At 32.1% G+C, this 18,686-nt stretch carries 17 protein-coding genes; 11 read left to right on the plus strand and 6 right to left on the minus strand.

The genetic code is table 11. The features are described 5' to 3' along the window. The first annotated feature begins 13 nt into the window (after positions 1 to 13). Positions 14 to 1,018: an iron-containing alcohol dehydrogenase gene (locus tag F555_RS0104975; protein ID WP_018154117.1), complete on the plus strand. Its 1,005-nt coding sequence runs from the start codon at positions 14 to 16 to the stop codon at positions 1,016 to 1,018. 43 nt (positions 1,019 to 1,061) lie between these two features. Here F555_RS0104975 and hemL read toward each other — a convergent pair whose 3' ends face one another. The 4 genes from hemL to F555_RS0104995 form a co-directional block, all read right to left on the minus strand. Next, positions 1,062 to 2,324, minus strand: a complete 1,263-nt coding sequence (gene hemL / locus F555_RS0104980; protein ID WP_018154118.1) for a glutamate-1-semialdehyde 2,1-aminomutase — start codon at positions 2,322 to 2,324, stop codon at positions 1,062 to 1,064. A gap of 64 nt (positions 2,325 to 2,388) precedes the next feature. Beyond that, positions 2,389 to 2,664: an EMC6-like membrane protein gene (locus F555_RS0104985; RefSeq protein WP_018154119.1), complete on the minus strand. Its 276-nt coding sequence runs from the start codon at positions 2,662 to 2,664 to the stop codon at positions 2,389 to 2,391. Positions 2,665 to 2,728: 64 nt separating this feature from the next. Further along, positions 2,729 to 2,968, minus strand: a complete 240-nt coding sequence (locus F555_RS0104990; protein WP_018154120.1) for a hypothetical protein — start codon at positions 2,966 to 2,968, stop codon at positions 2,729 to 2,731. A 210-nt stretch (positions 2,969 to 3,178) separates the two neighbouring features. Further along, on the minus strand, positions 3,179 to 4,102 hold the full coding sequence (locus tag F555_RS0104995) for a manganese-dependent inorganic pyrophosphatase (RefSeq protein WP_018154121.1): 924 nt from the start codon (positions 4,100 to 4,102) through the stop codon (positions 3,179 to 3,181). 468 nt (positions 4,103 to 4,570) lie between these two features. On the opposite strand from F555_RS0104995, the gene F555_RS0105000 reads away from it, so the two are divergent. The 4 genes from F555_RS0105000 (at position 4,571) to F555_RS0105015 (ending at position 8,736) form a co-directional block, all read left to right on the plus strand. Beyond that, entirely contained in the window at positions 4,571 to 4,918 is a 348-nt protein-coding gene (locus F555_RS0105000; RefSeq protein WP_018154122.1) for an ArsR/SmtB family transcription factor, read from the plus strand. A 1-nt stretch (position 4,919) separates the two neighbouring features. Next, positions 4,920 to 6,992 carry a heavy metal translocating P-type ATPase gene (locus F555_RS0105005; RefSeq protein ID WP_018154123.1) on the plus strand — a complete coding sequence of 691 codons (2,073 nt, stop codon included), beginning with the start codon at positions 4,920 to 4,922 and terminating at the stop codon, positions 6,990 to 6,992. 208 nt (positions 6,993 to 7,200) lie between these two features. Next, a complete protein-coding gene (locus F555_RS0105010; RefSeq protein WP_018154124.1) occupies positions 7,201 to 7,803 on the plus strand; it encodes an XTP/dITP diphosphatase in 603 nt (200 codons plus the stop codon). A gap of 48 nt (positions 7,804 to 7,851) precedes the next feature. Further along, positions 7,852 to 8,736, plus strand: coding sequence for a triphosphoribosyl-dephospho-CoA synthase (locus F555_RS0105015; RefSeq protein ID WP_018154125.1), 885 nt, complete (start codon positions 7,852 to 7,854; stop codon positions 8,734 to 8,736). An 11-nt stretch (positions 8,737 to 8,747) separates the two neighbouring features. Here F555_RS0105015 and F555_RS0105020 read toward each other — a convergent pair whose 3' ends face one another. Then, positions 8,748 to 9,215, minus strand: coding sequence for a hypothetical protein (locus F555_RS0105020; RefSeq protein WP_018154126.1), 468 nt, complete (start codon positions 9,213 to 9,215; stop codon positions 8,748 to 8,750). A gap of 17 nt (positions 9,216 to 9,232) precedes the next feature. Then, a complete protein-coding gene (locus tag F555_RS0105025) occupies positions 9,233 to 10,699 on the minus strand; it encodes a hypothetical protein (RefSeq protein ID WP_018154127.1) in 1,467 nt (488 codons plus the stop codon). Positions 10,700 to 10,903: 204 nt separating this feature from the next. Between F555_RS0105025 and glyS the strand changes: the two genes are divergently transcribed. The 6 genes from glyS (at position 10,904) to F555_RS0105055 (ending at position 18,141) form a co-directional block, all read left to right on the plus strand. After that, entirely contained in the window at positions 10,904 to 12,634 is a 1,731-nt protein-coding gene (gene glyS, locus F555_RS0105030; protein ID WP_018154128.1) for a glycine--tRNA ligase, read from the plus strand. Positions 12,635 to 12,813: 179 nt separating this feature from the next. Next, a complete protein-coding gene (locus F555_RS0105035; protein ID WP_018154129.1) occupies positions 12,814 to 13,440 on the plus strand; it encodes a class I SAM-dependent methyltransferase in 627 nt (208 codons plus the stop codon). A 152-nt stretch (positions 13,441 to 13,592) separates the two neighbouring features. After that, positions 13,593 to 14,801 (plus strand): nitrogenase component 1, encoded by a 1,209-nt coding sequence (locus F555_RS0105040; protein ID WP_018154130.1) that lies wholly within the window; start codon positions 13,593 to 13,595, stop codon positions 14,799 to 14,801. Positions 14,802 to 14,812: 11 nt separating this feature from the next. After that, entirely contained in the window at positions 14,813 to 16,216 is a 1,404-nt protein-coding gene (locus tag F555_RS0105045; protein ID WP_018154131.1) for a nitrogenase component 1, read from the plus strand. Positions 16,217 to 16,265: 49 nt separating this feature from the next. Beyond that, the gene (nifH, locus tag F555_RS0105050) at positions 16,266 to 17,138 is read left to right on the plus strand and encodes a nitrogenase iron protein (RefSeq protein WP_018154132.1); all 873 of its coding nucleotides are present in this window, start codon (positions 16,266 to 16,268) and stop codon (positions 17,136 to 17,138) included. 76 nt (positions 17,139 to 17,214) lie between these two features. Beyond that, positions 17,215 to 18,141, plus strand: coding sequence for a nucleoside recognition domain-containing protein (locus tag F555_RS0105055; protein ID WP_018154133.1), 927 nt, complete (start codon positions 17,215 to 17,217; stop codon positions 18,139 to 18,141). Positions 18,142 to 18,686: the final 545 nt, after the last annotated feature.

Here is an 18,686-nt window from a genome sequence, read left to right on the forward strand (position 1 = left end):
ACTAAGTGAAAAAATGATAGTAATTCCAAGATACGTACTAATTGAAGAGAAGGCGACAGATAAAATCTTCACAATACTTTCCAAACTTAATCTAAAAAAACCACTTGTAATAACTGGAAAAAAAACCAAAAAATACAATATAGGTTTTGAATACCTATACTACGATGAAATAGATCTTAACGATCTGGACTCTATTGTAAAAAACGCCAAAGAATACGATTCTATAATAGGAATAGGTGGGGGAAAATCACTTGATATTGGAAAATTTATCTCCTACCACATAGAAAAACCATTTATAAGCGTTCCAACTACTGCATCAAACGATGGTATTGCATCCCCAATTGTCTCCATAAAACAGCCTTCGTTTATGGCAGAGAGTCCAATCGCCATAATTGCAGATGTAGATATCATAAAAAAATCTCCTAAAAAACTCCTAAGTGCAGGGATGGGAGATATTGTATCCAACATTACGGCAGTTTTAGATTGGAAACTGGCCCATAAGGAAACTGGAGAAAAATACAGCGATAGTTCAGGGATATTCTCAAAAACAATTGCAATGGAGCTAATAGACTACGTCCTAAACTCAAATCTTGACGAGTACCCAAAAAAGTTAGTTAAGGCATTGATAGCCAGTGGAATAACCATATCAATAGCTCATTCCTCTAGACCAGCTTCTGGAAGTGAACACCTATTTTCTCATGCCTTAGACCATCTAAAGAAAGAATATGATTTAAAAACGAATTCCCTGCATGGAGAACAGTGTGGTATTGGAACAATTGCAGTTTCATATTTGCATAATCAGGAAGACATGTTGAAGTTTGAAACCATGGAAAAGATAAAAAATTCCCTTGAAAAAGTTGGAGCTCCGATTGATAAAAAAGGTCTTGGAATTGATGAAGATATTTTAATAGAAGCTCTATCTATTGCCCATAAAATAAGGGATAGACATACTATATTGAGAAACGGACTAACAAAAGAACAGGCACGAGAAATACTGGAAAAAACCGAGATTATTTAAAATCTAATAAAAATAAGATAAAATAAAAAAAGATAATTTTAACTTATAATTTTTTAAAGCTCTCTTCTATAGCATTTAACGTATTATTTATATCTTCATCGCTGTGTTTTATTGATGTAAAGCAGCATTCGAACTGTGAAGGTGGTATAAACACTCCATTCTCAAGTAGTCCATAGAAGTACTTCATAAATCTTTCTGTATCGCTCTTTTTTGCAATTTCATAATCTAAAACTTCGTTCTCATTGAAGTATATCTGGAACATTGAAGATATGTTGTAAACTTTTGCAGGAATATTGAACTTTTCAGCAGTTTCCCTTAGGAAATCAGCTATTACTTTGGCTTTTTTTGAATTTTCTTTATAGAAGCTGTCATCAAGGTTTTTAAGAGTTTCAAGCCCTGCGGTTATTGATATTGGATTTCCGTTAAATGTTCCTGCCTGATATACTGGTCCAGCAGGTGAAAAGTTTTCCATAAGCTCCTTCTTACCAACTATAGCTCCTATTGGGAATCCGCCCCCCAATATTTTACCAAGGGTAGCTAAATCAGGAGTTACACCAAAGTATTCTTGAGCACCACCTTTTGAAAGTCTAAAACCAGTTATAACTTCGTCAAATATTAATACTATATCGTTTTCTTCAGTTATTTCTCTTAAAAATTTCAAATAATCGTCTTTAGGTAAAATACAGCCAACATTGCCCATTACTGGCTCCACAATTAAACAGGCTATTTCATCTTTGTTTTCTGCTATGGCTTTTTTTATTGCATCTTCGTCATTAAATGGAACCAGTATTGTATTTTTAGTTGTTTCTTCAGGTATACCTGGTGAATTAGGGGTTCCATGTGTTAGAGCTCCGCTTCCACTTTTTACAAGTACGTAGTCATGGGCACCGTGGTATGCACCATCAAATTTTATTATTTTCTTTTTGCCTGTAACCCCCCTTGCAAGCCTTATAGCGCTCATGGTAGCTTCAGTTCCAGAATTTACAAATCTAACCATCTCAGCACATGGGATTCTCTTTATAACTTCTTTGGCTAAAGTTATCTCCTTCTCTGTTGGAGCTCCGTAGGCAGTTCCCAATTCAAGTTGTTCTTTTACTGCATTTGATATATTCTCGTTTGCATGACCAAGAACCATTGGACCATAGGCAAGGCAGTAATCTATGTATTTATTCCCATCTACATCGTAAATATAACTGTCCTTAGCTTTTTCAACAAAAAATGGATAAGGTTTAAAATACCTAACAGGACTGTTTACACCACCAACTAAGTATTTTTTTGCCTCATCGAATAATGCTTTTGAATTCATATTATACCTCCTTTTTAATTAATAAATATAAACACTCTCTCCTATCAAAAGCTCTTTTAAAAGGTTAAAAAGCCCCATTGTACTTTAAAACCCAGAAAACAACCCAAGTAAAGAAAAATGGAACTACACCACTTCCAAGCCATTGTTTTCCATCCATACTATCTCTACCAAATATAAGTGCAGTTATGTGTCCAGTTATTAACAAGCTAAATATCATAAATAACAAGGCAGCTAAACCACTAAAAAATCCTAATCCAGACAGGTAAACATAGTTTGTAAGTAATCCGCATATCGAACCACCTACAGTATGCAATATGGCAACCTTTCCATCTAAATCCATATAAAACACCTATTATTTGTTATTTTTTCACATAATTCAGTATCATTGATATTGTTGCATATCATTATTCCCTTGATATATCATTAATTGTATATATTGTAATAGTTTCCTTTGGTCTCTTACTATCGGTTGTTGAATAATCTAAAACAATATCAACTTCATCATTTGCATAAAAAGTATCGTCAACCAATATTTTATCCCCCTTTTCCAATAAAAAAGCAAACTTTCTTTTTGTTTTTAAGGATCCTTTATCGATTAATATTTTCTCTTCTTTTAAAATCGGTTTTATTATTGAGTAGTGCATAGAGCTCATCCCCAGATATGGTGTGTTTATTACCAATTGCTATTTAACTTTAAATAAATTAGGATATATAACTTTTAAAAAATCTTTTAGGCATTGTTCTTATTTATAAAAATTTTATAATATATAGTTTAATGTCGTTATTTCGTAAATGATCGTAATATTCATTAAATCAATAAAATAAAAAAGAGTATGTTATTTTATTTAAAATACCTATTGATTGTAGTATGTTTCAAGAGGCGGAACTACCTGTTTTTTTCTTGACATTACTCCGTCTAAGAATACACTATTTCCTTCAAGCTTTACATTAAATGCATTTTCAAATGCTTCTTTGTTACCTGCAACTAAAACTTCACTGCCTTCCTTCATTATATCAGTTATTAAGAAGAGTATGAGATCATAACCTTCGTTCTTTAATTTTTCTTCTATGACTTTGTATATGTCATCTTTTTTATTTTCTACTTCAGCTGTATCAATAACTTCAACCTGCCCAATTCCTACCTTGTTTCCATTTAAATCGAAATCTTTGTAATCTATTGAAACTATTTCTTCAGGTTTCATTTTTCCTACAGTGGATTTTGCCTTAAGCATTTCCATTCCATATTCTTCTATGTTGTCGATTCCTGCAATTTCTGCTAATTTTTGGGCCATTTCCTTATCGAGCTCTGTTGTAGTAACTGACTTAAAGAGTACAGTATCGGATAAAATTGCTGAAAGTAACAATCCTGCTAAATCAGGTTTTAATTCTTTGTTTTTTCCACCGATGTAATCCATAATTCCTTTAAAGTAAAGTTCTGCAATAATTGTTGCCGTACACCCAACAGGTTTTGCCAAGTACAGTATAGGTTCGGATGTGGAAATATTTATTTTGTGGTGGTCAATTATTCCAATTAATTTTCCATTGTCTAAGTCATCCAAAGCTTGGGTTTTTTCAGCATGATCTACTAAAAAAATATCCTTTCCTTCTGCAGAGGTTATTAATTCAGGCTCCATTAATCCGAACTTCTTTAATACAAATTCAGTTTCAGGGTTTAAGTCCCCCTGTCTTGCTGGGTAACCATCTAAAAAGTGAGCTAAAACTATTGCTGAACAAACACTATCTGTATCTGGGTTTTTATGGCCTACAACATACAACATCCTATCACCAACTATTTTTACATTTATTTTGATATTTTACGTTTGTCTTATTATGGTTAATATCAATAACACGGTTAAATAATAAAATAAGATATAAATATAAATAGGTAATGTAATATAACTATATACGCCTCCAATAAACCGACCTACATGAAGCCTGTGGATTACCTTGCTGTGATAGAGGGTTCGAAATTGGAGGTACAATTTTATTACACTCTCGACATGGGTTAGCTACCTGACGTGGCGTATGCTTAGAATGAAGGATCAGTGTTAATGTCGGGAGACAGCTATTCAATATCTAACAGGTACTATTCAATACTATTTAACACATTACATAATTTTAATTGTTATCAATATTCGAATTTTCGAGTGTAGTGTGTGATTATTTTTATACTTTATTTGCATGTTAAAAATATACAATAATTATAAATAACATTTGAACAAATGTTCAATTGAACTGGTGATATAATGTCTTATATTTGTGAAGTTTACAAAGAACATAGGGAAAAAATAAAAAAAGTAAATAAAAATCTTCCAGAAAACGACACAATTAAAGAACTTTCAAACTTCTTTGATGCATTTGGGGATCCAACAAGACTTAAAATTTTACTTGCCCTTAAAGAAGAGGAACTTTGCACCTGTGACCTATCGAATATTACCGGACTCTCGGTTTCGGCAATTTCACATCAGCCCAGGGTTTTGAAGGACAGAAAAATTGTCAATTATAGAAGGGATGGAAAAAATGTATTCTATCGTTTGGAGGATGAACACCTTAAGGAGATCTTAAAAGTTGCACTAGAACATTTAGGTGAGTAAAATGTCAAAAAAACTTAAATTGAAAGGTTTAGATTGTGCAAACTGTGCATATAAGATTGAAAATGCCTTAAAAAAAGAGGGGTTTGAGTCTGCATCAGTTAACTTCGCTACCGGTGAGCTCACCATTGAAGGGGATATAGAAAAAGCCAAAAATATAGTGAAGAAAGTTGATTCAGGGGTTGAAGTAATAGAAAAAGAAGAACATCACCATGACTGCCATGATCACGGTGAAGATCCAAAGAAAATGCTTTACTTCATAGTTCCATCGTTAATTCTTTTTGTAATTGGGGTACTACTTAGGTACTACTACAACTACGACAATATTTTTGTATTTGGAATATTTGTCGTAGGCTATATGTTAGTAGGGTGGAAAGTTCTAAGGAACGCTGTTGTAAACTCCATCCACGGAAATGTCTTTGATGAGAACTTTCTTATGACAATAGCCACTTTAGGAGCCTTTGCTATTGGAGAATATCCTGAAGCCGTAGGTGTTATGCTCTTCTATATGGTGGGTGAGTTCTTCCAGAACTTATCAATAAATCGTTCTAGAAAATCAATTAAAGGGTTGTTAGCATTAAAGGCAGACTACGCAAACTTAAAGATTGGAGATAAGACAATTAAAGTTAAACCTGAGGATGTTAAAGTTGGTGATCTAATCTTAGTAAAACCTGGAGAACGGGTACCATTGGACGGATTGGTGATTGAAGGTTCATCAACTGTTGACTCTTCAGCACTAACTGGTGAAAGTATACCTAGGGTAGTCAAAGAAGGAGATGAGCTCCTATCAGGAATATTAAACTTAAATGGTCTTTTAACAGTTAAGGTTACAAAGGAGCTCAAAGAATCGACAATTTCAAGAATCTTTGAACTAGTTGAGAACGCAAGTGCAAGAAAAGCAAAAACAGAGCGTTTTATTACCAGATTTTCCAGATACTATACTCCAATAGTCGTAGGTTTAGCAGTACTCATAGCCACAATCCCACCCCTGGTTTTTGGAGAACCTTTATCCAATTGGGTATATAGGGCATTGGTACTATTGGTTATATCCTGTCCATGTGCATTGGTGCTTTCAATTCCTTTAGGCTACTTCGGAGGAATTGGAAAGTCTGCCAAAGAGGGAATACTCGTCAAAGGTTCAAACTTTCTCGATGCACTAAGCAAAGCTAGAATTGTGGCATTTGATAAAACAGGGACTTTAACAAAAGGAGTATTTAAAACGGTACAGATAGTCGCAAAGAACAGCTTTAACAAAGATGAAATCTTAAAGTTTATGGCATTGGCTGAAGCTCATTCAAGTCATCCAATAGCAAATGCAATAAAAGAGGCTTATGGAAAAGAAATTAATGAAAACGAGATTAAAGAACATGAGGAAATACCAGGGTATGGAGTTAGAGCCAAAATTAATGGAAAAGAAATAATGGTTGGAAACGATAGGCTTTTGCATAAATTTAACATCAAACATGACACCTGTCATGTAAAAGGTACGGTTGTCCATGTGGTTGTTGATGGAGAGTATGCAGGTTACGTAATAATATCCGACGAGATAAAAAAAGATGCTTTAGAAACCATACAGGAGCTCAGAAAACTTGGAGTTAAAAAGATTGTAATGCTTACCGGTGACAGCAAGGATGTTGCAGAAGAGATAGCAAAAAAAATCGGCTTAGATGAGTTTTACGCTGAACTGCTACCTGAGGATAAGGTAAATATTATCGAAAAGCTTGGGGCAGAGAAAGAAAATGGTACCGTTGTTTTCGTTGGAGACGGAATAAACGATGCCCCAGTTATTGCAAGGTCAGATTTAGGTGTTGCAATGGGAGCTCTGGGAAGTGACGTTGCCATAGAAACAGCAGATATAGTTATAATGGACGATAAACCTTCGAAGCTACCTTTAGGAATTAAAATATCAAAGAAGGTACAGAATATAGTTATGGAAAACATAATCTTAATTTTAATCGTTAAACTGTCATTTGTACTACTCGGAGCTCTTGGACAGGTCACAATGTGGGAGGCCATATTTGCAGATGTTGGAGTTGCACTACTTGCAGTTTTTAACTCGATGAGGATATTAAAATAGGGGAACAATTTAAAGTATTTAGATAACTATTTTTATTCTATTATTCTTATTCACTACTACTGCATAATTATTATTAGAATATATGTGAGTTACTCAGGTGATTGAACAAATCCCTGCGGGATTTAGTTGAATAATCTATGATTATTCAACTTCCCTGTAGCTTCGCTACAGTGGATATAGCTCACCTTCACTACGTTCAGGTGATTTTATGGAAAATATAACAATTTATTTTGCAACAGGCAACCCCAACAAGATCAAAGAGGCCAATATCATTTTAAAAGACTTAGATGGCATAAATATCGAGCAGATAAAATGCCCTTATCCAGAAATTCAAGGAACACTTGAAGAGGTTTCAGAATTCGGAGCTAAATATGTTTATGAGAAAATAAATTATGAAAATCATAGATTTTCAAATCCAGTGGGAAAACCGATAATAGTTGAAGATAGTGGTTTTTTTGTTGAAGAGCTCAATGGATTCCCAGGTACATATTCAAAATATGTTCAAGAAACCATAGGAAATGAAGGAATTTTAAAACTTCTCGAAGGTAAGGAAAACAGAAATGCCTATTTTAAAACTGTTATTGGATACTGCGATGAAAATGGAGTTAAATTATTTAAGGGAATTGTAAGGGGAAAAGTCTCAGAGGAAATTAGAAGTAAAGGATTTGGATTCGCCTATGACAGTATATTTATTCCTGAAGGGGAAGATAGAACTTTTGCAGAAATGACTGCCGAAGAAAAAAGTGAAATATCACATAGAAAAAGAGCTTTTGAGGAATTTAAAAAACATTTAGAGAACTTAAAAAAATAACATTATGAAAATCAAAGACTTTCAATACCCTAAACGGGAAGTGAGATTATGGATTCATTCGACATTATGAAAGCATCACAAATTGCTTGCTGTCTTGAAGTGAGCAGTTTTAAACCTGGAAATGTGCACAGAAACAGAGATTATAAAGATATAATGTACCACCACTTTATAGCCTCAGGAATAGGTTTTGGAAATATTGTTTATGAAGCTTCCAAGGATAGCAAAAATTCAGGATACTACATAAAAAAAGGGGTCATAGAGTCTAAAAAATGGTCTCCAACAAATGCAAACCTTGGAATAGTAATGTTACATATGCCTATTGCAATGGCATCTGGAAAGCTTGAGAAGTTTAATGAAGATAAATTAAAGAAAGAACTAAAGGAAATTGTATCAAATACCACAACAGAAGACGCCATTAATGTGTATGATGCCATTAACATAGCCATGGCTGGTGGATTAAACACTCCAGAAGAAGGTCCTGATGTATCGTCAGAAGATGCTAAAAAAGAATTAATTGAAAAGAATTTAACACTCTACGATGTTTTCAAGATATCTTCCGAATGGGACAATATATCAAAGGAATGGACCGATAATTTTCAAATATCCTTTAAAGGCTACAATTTATTAAAAGAATACTACGAAGAGTTTGAAAACATAAATTTGTCAATAACAAAGACATTTTTAAAAATACTCTCCGAATATCCGGATACACTGATTTCTAGGAAAAAAGGAATTGAAAATTCAAAAATGGTCTCAGAAATGGCTAAAGAAGTTCTGGAAAACTTTAACCAGGAAAAGGTAATCGAGTTCGATAAATTTTTATCCAAAGAGGGAAATAAGTTAAATCCAGGAACCACTGCAGATTTAATAGCATCATCTTTAATGATATATCTACTCGATAGAATCGATAAAAATAATACTGTGTTGTGGTAAAATTAAGTTATTTATTTTTTAATTTCTTTCAGTTTGTTTATTATGTTATTTAAATTTTCTTTAACTCTTTCTATTTCATCTTTTTCATTTTTATTTACATATTCGGATAACTCTTTTTCTAATTCATTTTTTGCTTTTTGAATTTCATCTATTGAATACCTATCATTTAAATCTATTAATTTACCAAGATTAATTGAACCTATTAATGAAGTCATAAGGAGCTCATATTTTAAAATATTGGTAATATTAGTATCACAATATGCCAACCACAATATATTTATGATTTTTTTATCCACATCATCTGAGATTTTAAAAGTAGTATTTGTTTTTATTCCCGTATCTGTTTTTTCTGTATCAGTAATCGGAATATAAAATTTATTTATTAAATCCAATAAATAGCGTTTATTGATTTCCTTTAATTTATCTATGACATAGAAAAAACAATCATATTTATTTAAAGTATATGATTCTTTCAACATAACTTTATAGATATTATTTATTTCATCATTAATTTTATCAATTTCAGGCGGTTGTATGAAGTATTTATCATCTGAATTTGAAGTTTTAGGTATGGAGTATATGAAGGTTTATCTAAACTTTCAATTTTTTCTTTTAATTCATTGATATTCATTAATATAAACTGATAGCTATTGTCTCTTATGGCTCTTTTTACTGTTCCATATTCTCCATATGGATTATATATTTTTTTAAGAAATTCTTCTAATAACCATAAATAACAACTATCCTTAGACCGTTCATATTCGAAAATTATTTTAAATGAAATCGTCTTAAAAACATCGTGGTTTGAGGTGTACAATGATATGGTATATTTTTCAAAAAGTTTTCCTATGGTTTCGATTATTTTATCTGTAAATATTATTTTAAATCTTTTAATTTCATCATTCTTAGCATTTAATGACATACCGTTTTCATAAATTGTTTCTATTATTTCCAGTTCCAAATCAATGTCGTTGTTATTATTTATTTTCACTTCTGCAATTTTATATAATGCGTCTATTGATGATTCATAAACCTTATGCCATAATGGGTCTTTTGACTCTTTTTTATTTAATATACTGGTATATTCATTTATTATACGCCTTATAACAAAAGTATAATCTATAAAATACCCCTGATTCTTTGGATTATTACCATACTTTTTAAATAATTTCTCATAATATCCCCCTAATGAAGATATGCACTTTTCCGCAGTATCTAAATCACCGGATTCTAATTGGTTTTTTATTATTTTATATACTCTGAATAAAGAATTATATTCCACGGGTTTTTCTATTTTCTTTTTATCCTTAGACTTTCCATTAGTGCCATTATTCCCGTTATTATTAGTTTTAATTTCTTTTTTCAATAAATTTTTTAATTTCTCCATATATGTTAGGTTTTTTATTTTTCTAATTATTTTATTTTTCCAATTATCTTTGGAAAGTTCTTCTTTTGATAATTTTTCTAATACATAGCAGATTGATTCTGAGGGATTAACAATTTCACAAACTTTTTTAATATATGAAAGAAAAGTACATACGCTTAGTAAAATACCGAAAATTACAACTAAAACTAAATATACATTAAATACTTTCATAATGGCACTAAGCAATAATATAATAGATAAATATAGAATTACTGCTAAAAATTTTAAAAATACTTCATCTTCAAGAAATAATTTCATTATTACGGTTCCCCGTTTATCAGAAATATGTTGTATTATCAATGTAGTAATTGAAATAAAGATGCCACTTACAGTAAAAATAGCTATGGCAACATCTATTAAGCCATCATTTAACTCATTTAATCCATAATCTAAAAGATTATAACGTATTATGTTATTTATTATCCCAATAGTATAATTATAATCTACAAAAATATCAAGAATAAATGCACCAATTAAAATCAATAAGCCCCAATATGAAGATTTTATTAAATCCCCCATAAATTTAATATTACCCATATATGCACCCCAATAATCAATAATAAAACAATATTATAAATTGAATTTGTCGTATAAAACATATTGGAAGTATTAAATATCTTTTTATAATCTATTTTTATTCATAATTCATATTCAGTAAATTATATATGCAATCCTTTTTTAACTACTTTAAATAAGGTAATGGAAGATTATGTGTTTAAAATTATATTCAACGGTGATTAGATGAGCGAAGATAAATACGATAAAATCATAGATTTGGCAAAGAGAAGAGGTTATCTATGGAGCTCCTTTGAGGTATATGGTGGTATCGCAGGTTTTGTTGATTATGGTCCTTTAGGCGCAATATTAAAAAATAACGTTATTGAAACCTGGAGAAAGCACTATATTGTTAAAGAAGAGTTTTACGAAATAGACAGTCCAACTGTAACACCGTATGAAGTATTAAAGGCTTCAGGACACGTGGATAACTTTACAGATCCGATGATTGAATGTAAAGAGTGTTTGGAAGCTTTTAGGGCAGACCACATAATAGAAGAAAAAGTAGATATTGATACAGAAGGAAAAACACTACATGAGCTCGATGAGTTAATAAAAGAACACGAGATTAAATGTCCAAAATGTGGTGGAGAATTTGACAAGGTTAAAGAGTATAATTTAATGTTTGTTACATCAATAGGTCCTGGTGGAAAGAGAACAGGATACATGAGACCTGAAACAGCTCAAGGAATATTCATACAGTTTAGAAGAATATCCCAGTTCTTTAGAAACAAATTACCATTTGGAGTTGCCCAGATTGGTAAGGCATATAGAAACGAAATTTCACCTAGGCAGGGAGTTATCAGATTGAGGGAATTCACCCAGGCAGAAGGAGAGTACTTTGTTCATCCAAATATAAAGGACTGTGAAAAATTCAAGTACGTAGAAAATGAAGTAATCCCACTTTTACCTGCTAAAACCCAGATGGATGAAAACTTAAAACCAGAAGAAAAAGTAGTTCAAATGACACTAAAAGAAGCTGTTGAAAAGGGAATAATAAGACATGAAACAATAGCATACTTCATAGCAGTAGCTAAGAAGTTTTTATTGGATATTGGTATTGACGAGAAAAAATTGAGGTTTAGACAGCACCTACCAAATGAAATGGCCCACTATGCCATAGATTGTTGGGATGCTGAAATATATACAGAAAGATTTGGTTGGATTGAGTGTATAGGAATTGCAGATAGAACCGATTACGATCTAAAGGCACATATGAACCACAGCGGTGTTGATTTAAGAGTATTTGTAGAGTTTGACGAACCAAAAGAAGTTGAAGTTTATGAAGTTGAATTAAACTACAAAGTTGTTGGTAGGATATTTAAAAAAGATGCAAAATTGATTGAAGAAGCCCTAAAAAACATGGAAAACGATGAAATGGAAGAACTTGTAAATTCATTAAATAAAGATGGAAAATATATTTTAAAAGTAGGTGAAAAAGAATTTGAAATTTTAAACGACTATTTAAAAATAAACAAAGTTAAAAAGAAAATAAGCGGGGAAAAAGTATTGCCCCACGTTATAGAACCATCCCATGGTATAGACAGGATAACATACTGTTTAATTGAACATTCATTTAAGGAAGAGGAAGATAGAACCTACCTAGATTTAAAACCACACGTAGCTCCTATAAAAGTTGGTGTCTTTCCACTGGTAAATAAACAAGGTATGCCAGAGATTGCAAAAGAGATAAAGGACATGTTAAGAAACAACGGCATTATTGCTGAATATGATGACAGCGGAGCTATAGGAAGAAGGTACATGAGAATGGATGAGATAGGTACACCATTCTGTATAACCGTTGATGGCGACACACTGAAGGACAATACAGTAACGCTCAGAGAAAGAAACTCAAGAGAGCAAAAGAGAATTAAAATTGAAGAAGTTGTTGACTATATTAAATCGTCCTTGCATTAAAATAGAATTTCATTTTCTTTTCTTTACAATTTTTTGATTTATTATGAATTTTTCTGATTCGTCGAGACCTTTGTTTTTGTCAGGTTTTAATTTGTTAATAATATACACCCATAAAATATAAATATTGAATATTATTAAGTCTAAATATCATAATAACAAATAATATAAATTGTGATAATATGGTGAATAATGTAAAGGAAGAAGTTAAAACATACTGGGATTTTAGAAGTGATTCCTATGATAATTCTCCCGGTCATTCTGGTTTTGTAGATATTTGGAGAACTGTTTTATCTGAAACTTTTAAAGGGAAAATGAAAATCCTTGATGTCGGATGTGGAACAGGTTTTTTATCCTTGATTTTAGCTGAATTAGGGCATGATGTTATAGGTGTGGATTTATCTGAGGGAATGCTCAGTAAAGCAAAAAAGAAGGCGGAAGAGAATGGATATGATATTTTATTCAAATTAGGGGATGCCGAAAATCTACCTTTTGAGAATGACTCTTTTGATGCTATTGTGGAGAGGCACATACTATGGACGCTCCCAAATCCAGAAAAAGCCATTAATGGATGGGCCAAACTTCTAAAAAATGGAGGTAAATTGATATTGATTGAAAGTGAAAAGAAGGAAGGAAATGTTGCCAACCACCACTATAACGAAGAAATTGCAAAGGAGCTCCCTTTTTCAAACGGCATAGATTTGGAAAAATTCAAAGAGATAGCAAATGAATGCAATTTAACATTTAAAGTAGAAACTTTGGACTGCGAGAAGATAAATTTAATGATTGTTTGCGAAAAAACTTGTTAATTTTTCTTTATTTGATTTTATCGATATATAGTTGAATAATATAAATGTATATTTGATAATAAATAATTAGTAATAAATAATAAATATTATGTAATAATTTATGTTAAATTACATTAAAATATTAATAAACTAAAAATTCATTTGGTGATTCAATGGAACCTTTGCAGGGTTGTAGGATGATTGGAGCCATTAGGGCATTTAATGGAATACTTGACGGATATTCAATATTACACTCACCACCTGGATGCCATTCTGGTGTGATGATGTTGGAAGTTTTGCAAGATAACAGCGATTGGAGAATTGCAGTTTCTGGAATGCATCAAAGGGATTTGGTTTATGGGGCGGAGAACAAGTGCTTATTGGCAATAAAAAAGGTATATGAGACCATTAAACCAAATTTTATTGTTGCTATGGATTGCTGTTCATCAGGTATTTTAGGAGAAGATTTAGAGAGCATTGTTAATTTAGCAAAGGATGAAATTGATAAAGATATAATCTATTTTAGCGGAGCAGGATATCACAGTTTGGCATATTCAGGTTATGATGAAGCATTAAAATCATTAGTTCAATTTATGGAGCAAAAAGAAACCATTCCAAACTCAATAAATTTGATTGGTATAAAAATCGATGATTTTAAGGCTAAGGAAGATATTGAAGAAATAAGGAGGATTTGCTGTAATGCAGGAGTTAATATAAATTCTATTTTAACCTGCGATACTTTTGATGCCATAAAGAATGCTCCAAATGCTGAATTAAATGTCGTCTTTGGAGATGGAATTAAATTGGCAGAATTAATGAAAAAGAAATTTGACATCCCATATGTTGTTGTTGATTATCCATATGGCTTAAATGGGACCTTGGAATTTTTAAACTCGCTAAATGAGCATGTTAATGTTGATTTTGAGTTTGTTGAAGAGGAAAAGAAGAGGATAATCAAAACTGTTGAAAAGGTTCAGTTCTATTTAAAAGGATTCTACGGCATGAGCTCCGCAGTAGTTGGAGATTATAAGGCATTTGGATTTGCCAAATTTTTGTCTGATGAGATAGGGTTTGACATTGATACCTTGGGCGTTTCAAAATTTTACAATATCAACAGCAAAATAAAGGAAATTAAGGATATCGTGGAAAATATTGTTATAGACGACAGAAAGGAGCTGGAAGATAAAATTATGGAAAATAACATTGAGATACTGTTTGGTTCCAGTTATGAAAAGAAAATGGCACAAAATAAAAACATACCATTAATAAGGTTCTCCTATCCAGTAGTTGATGAAATATCTTTAAGTAATACTCCACTTGCTGGATTTAGGGGAGCTCCTATAATTATTGAAAGAATTATAAATGAAATTACAAAGGCATAATAGGTGGCGATATGCAGTATAAAGAACAGAAAATAAGAATTTGCTCAAACCTTCCACTGCATAGGCAAAGCGGTGTTCCTGGGAAGGTTTGTGGAGCTTTAAGGATTGCAAACCAAATAAAAGGATGTGTCCCAATACTCCATTCACCAGTAGGTTGTGCATTCCAAAGGAAGATAAACACATTTGCACCTTATGAGATAACCTACAATTTACCTTGCACAAATTTAACAGAGGTTGATACAGTCTATGGCGGTCATGAGAAATTGGTAGAAAAGGTTTTGGAGGTTAATAAAAAATATCATCCTGAGCTCATATTAATTATATCAACATGTGCCCCTGATTTAATTGGAGAGGATTACGATATTACATTGGATGAAGTCAGGGATATGATTGATGCAAAGATTATATACGACACAGGAAATGCAAAGAGAGCTCCCGTTGGCATGCAAAGTGCATTATATTCATTAGCCACTCAGGTAATGGAGGAACAGGATAAAATCAAAAAAAGCCTGAATATTTGCAAACTTTCATACCATAGAACAGATTCAGTTGATGAATTTGTAGATATTTTGGAAGAGATGGGAGCTCATGTTAATGGAGTTTATTTCAACAACAACACCGTTGAAGATATAAAAAACATTCCAAGAGCTGAGCTCAATTTGGTAGATTTTCCAGCAGATTGGGTATTATATGCCGAGAAGAAATTTGGGACAAAATATCTTGTGCCGCCACGACTAAAAATAGAAGACTCACTAACGACATTAAATGGGTTTGCCAAATATTTGTATGCTATTGCAGGAGCTCTGGACTTGGATACTGATGTAATTGAAAAAAGAAAAAAAGAAGCAGATGAAAAACTTGAAAAATATAGGAAAAAATTAAAAGGTAAAAAAATAGCAAGTGGATTTTCAGTTCATGGAGGGGCAATGCAAACACTGATTGAAGACGTAGGAATGGAATGCCCTGTTTTAATATTAAAAACTAGAAGAATGAATTTAATGATGAAAGATGATGCTGTTAAACACATATCCAATTCAATGACAAGATTTATTGAAAATCATCAAGGATATGCTCCAGAAGTATTGATAAATCCAACTACTGAGGAAGAAATAAAGGCTATGAAGGAACATGGTATTGAATTGTGCGTAGGCGGAATGGAAAATAACATGTTTGAATATTTAAGAAACGGCATAAAATTATTCGATATGAGGCGGATGATGCAAATATCAAAAATGGGCTTCAACAATTCTGTAAATATAGCAAGGGAAACCTATAAAATTGTCTCCAAAGAACCAAAATCACACTTGTTATTGGGAAATATAGAGTATTCAATGAGAAATCCAAGTTTATCAAACTATTGGGCAGATATTGTTGATATATTCCAAACATGCTGGCATTGTGATTGTAAGGACTAATCATAATGAGATTAATATAATTATATAAAATAAGAATTAAGGTGATAATGTGAAACAAATAGCATTTTATGGAAAAGGAGGAATTGGTAAATCTACAACAGTATGCAATATAGCGGCGGCACTTGCAGATGAGGGAAAAAAGGTAATGGTAATCGGGTGCGACCCAAAACACGACTGCACTTCAAATTTAAGGGGTGGGGAAGAGATTCCTACAATATTGGACACGCTGAGGGAAAAAGGAATGGAAAAACTCAGTTTAGAAGATGCAATAGAGGGGAGAAAGATTGAAATGGATGAAATCATCCATAAAGGGTATAACGGCATATACTGCATTGAGGCAGGAGGACCAAAACCAGGATACGGATGTGCTGGAAGGGGTGTCATTGTAGCAATAGATTTGTTAAAGAAAATGGATATATATGAAGAATTAGGCGTGGATATAGTTCTTTATGATGTTCTTGGAGATGTTGTTTGTGGAGGATTTGCCATGCCTTTAAGAATGGGATTGGCTAAGCAAATTTATGTTGTAACTTCCTCCGACTACATGGCAATGTATGCGGCAAATAATATATGCAGAGGCATGAAGGAATTTGCTAAAAAAGGAGGAAGTAGGCTGGGAGGATTAATTTACAATGTCAGGGGTTCATTAGATGCTTATGATTTAGTTGAAGAAATGGCCAATAAAATAGGAACTGAGATTACAGGTAAGATTCCAAATTCTATGCTGATTGCTGAGGGTGAGATTGAAGGAAAAACTGTAATTGAATATGCTCCTGACAGTGAAATTTCATCTATTTATAGAGAGCTCGCCAGGAAGATTTATGAAAATGATACAGGAGTAATTCCAAATCCTCTGGAAAATGAGGAAATAATGCAAATTGGGCAGGCCGTTAAGGAAAGGATTAAAAAAATGAGGAACTAATTGTAATGTTAATTTTATTCGCAAATTAATCTTATATTGTTATTTATATTTACTAAAAGGCATAAGGGCGATACCATTGGATATATTATCTTATTTAACTCAAATAATCGTTTTATCATCAGTTGGGATTATTATTGCAGGAATCATTGAAGAAACAAATCTATTGTCCATAATTAAGAAAATAACAAAACCATTATGTTTAATCTCAAATTTACCTGAGGAGTGTGTAGTGGCGTTATTGGGGAATTTTATAAATCCAACAGTTGGAAAATCGATGCTTGCTAAATTCTACAAAGATAATAAAATAAACAGTAAAGAGACAATAATTACTACAATAATAAGTCCATTGCCAATAATTTTAGGAGAGAGTATATTTAGGGTGCAGCTACCCCTTGCAATTGTTCTCCTTGGATATAAATTAGGTACAATATATGTGCTTTTTAATATGTTTTCTGGATTTTTAATGGCTTCAATTGGAATTATATATTCAAATATCTTTTTTGAAAGGAAACCAATAAACATCAATACCAACAACAATGAAAAAATTATATTCAATAGGGAAGTTATTACGAAAGGTGTTATGAAATCTGTAGAGCTCCTAAAAAAAGTAATTCCTATGATTGTAATATTTACATTACTAATATATTGCCTAATGACTTTTGGTTTAACGGATATTGTAAAAGAGATATTTACACCAATATTTGGCATACTAAATTTACCGGGAGAAGCAGTAATGGTTTTAGTTGCAAATTTTGCCCATTTCTCCGCAGGATATGCTACTGTGGATATATTAATAAAAAATGGAGTGTTAAATGAAAAACAGGCATTATTAACACTGTTAATTGGAAATATAATTGGGGTGACTATGATATATTTAAAACACTCCATAGGGACCTATGTTGCATTATTTGGTAAATTCGGTCTAAAATTAGCCATGATTAATTATACTATATCGATTATTATAAAAATTATATTAATAACCCTTGTAATGTTGATACTTTAAATTAAAAAAGAACTAGTAAAAAACCTAACGGTTTCGATTACGAAGTGAGCGAATAATAAAATCGGAGCTCACGAAGTGAGCGTTATGAAAATCATAGATTTTCAAAACCCTTAACGGGAAGAGCTATAAAATCACGAAGTGATTTTATTCAATGCGAAGCATTTTATCTAATTTACTACTCAAATTCCTTCGGAATTTGATGGTCTGATTTTAACTCCTTTTGTGTCCCTGTCCTGTTGCAAGATACAGGATTTCCATCCCACTATGGTCTTATTTTAACGGTTTATGACGAAGAAAAGCTTGACATGTCAAGTTAATTTCCATCCCACTATGGTCTTATTTTAACATCTACATTCAAAACCTTGTAGGAATCTTCTTTACTGATTTCCATCCCACTATGGTCTTATTTTAACTTGCCAATTTCCCAGACGCATATATTGCACTTTGGTCATTTCCATCCCACTATGGTCTTATTTTAACCTAGATATGATATTTTATTGTCTTGTGCTCGGACTTTATTTCCATCCCACTATGGTCTTATTTTA

The sequence above is a fragment of the Methanothermococcus thermolithotrophicus DSM 2095 genome (genome assembly GCF_000376965.1).
Lineage (GTDB): Archaea > AGJL01 > Methanococci > Methanococcales > Methanococcaceae > Methanothermococcus > Methanothermococcus thermolithotrophicus.

Bases quoted from the DNA above. Each gene is read 5' to 3' on its own strand.
- F555_RS0105000 (WP_018154122.1), top strand. From the start codon at position 4,571: ATGTCTTATATTTGTGAAGTTTACAAAGAACATAGGGAAAAAATAAAA.
- F555_RS0105035 (WP_018154129.1), top strand. From the start codon at position 12,814: ATGGTGAATAATGTAAAGGAAGAAGTTAAAACATACTGGGATTTTAGA.
- glyS (WP_018154128.1), top strand. From the start codon at position 10,904: ATGAGCGAAGATAAATACGATAAAATCATAGATTTGGCAAAGAGAAGA.
- hemL (WP_018154118.1), bottom strand. From the start codon at position 2,324: ATGAATTCAAAAGCATTATTCGATGAGGCAAAAAAATACTTAGTTGGT.
- F555_RS0105045 (WP_018154131.1), top strand. From the start codon at position 14,813: ATGCAGTATAAAGAACAGAAAATAAGAATTTGCTCAAACCTTCCACTG.
- F555_RS0104990 (WP_018154120.1), bottom strand. From the start codon at position 2,968: ATGCACTACTCAATAATAAAACCGATTTTAAAAGAAGAGAAAATATTA.
- F555_RS0105010 (WP_018154124.1), top strand. From the start codon at position 7,201: ATGGAAAATATAACAATTTATTTTGCAACAGGCAACCCCAACAAGATC.
- F555_RS0105025 (WP_018154127.1), bottom strand. From the start codon at position 10,699: ATGGGTAATATTAAATTTATGGGGGATTTAATAAAATCTTCATATTGG.
- F555_RS0104995 (WP_018154121.1), bottom strand. From the start codon at position 4,102: ATGTTGTATGTTGTAGGCCATAAAAACCCAGATACAGATAGTGTTTGT.
- F555_RS0105040 (WP_018154130.1), top strand. From the start codon at position 13,593: ATGGAACCTTTGCAGGGTTGTAGGATGATTGGAGCCATTAGGGCATTT.
- F555_RS0104975 (WP_018154117.1), top strand. From the start codon at position 14: ATGATAGTAATTCCAAGATACGTACTAATTGAAGAGAAGGCGACAGAT.
- F555_RS0104985 (WP_018154119.1), bottom strand. From the start codon at position 2,664: ATGGATTTAGATGGAAAGGTTGCCATATTGCATACTGTAGGTGGTTCG.
- F555_RS0105015 (WP_018154125.1), top strand. From the start codon at position 7,852: ATGGATTCATTCGACATTATGAAAGCATCACAAATTGCTTGCTGTCTT.
- F555_RS0105020 (WP_018154126.1), bottom strand. From the start codon at position 9,215: ATGTTGAAAGAATCATATACTTTAAATAAATATGATTGTTTTTTCTAT.
- F555_RS0105005 (WP_018154123.1), top strand. From the start codon at position 4,920: ATGTCAAAAAAACTTAAATTGAAAGGTTTAGATTGTGCAAACTGTGCA.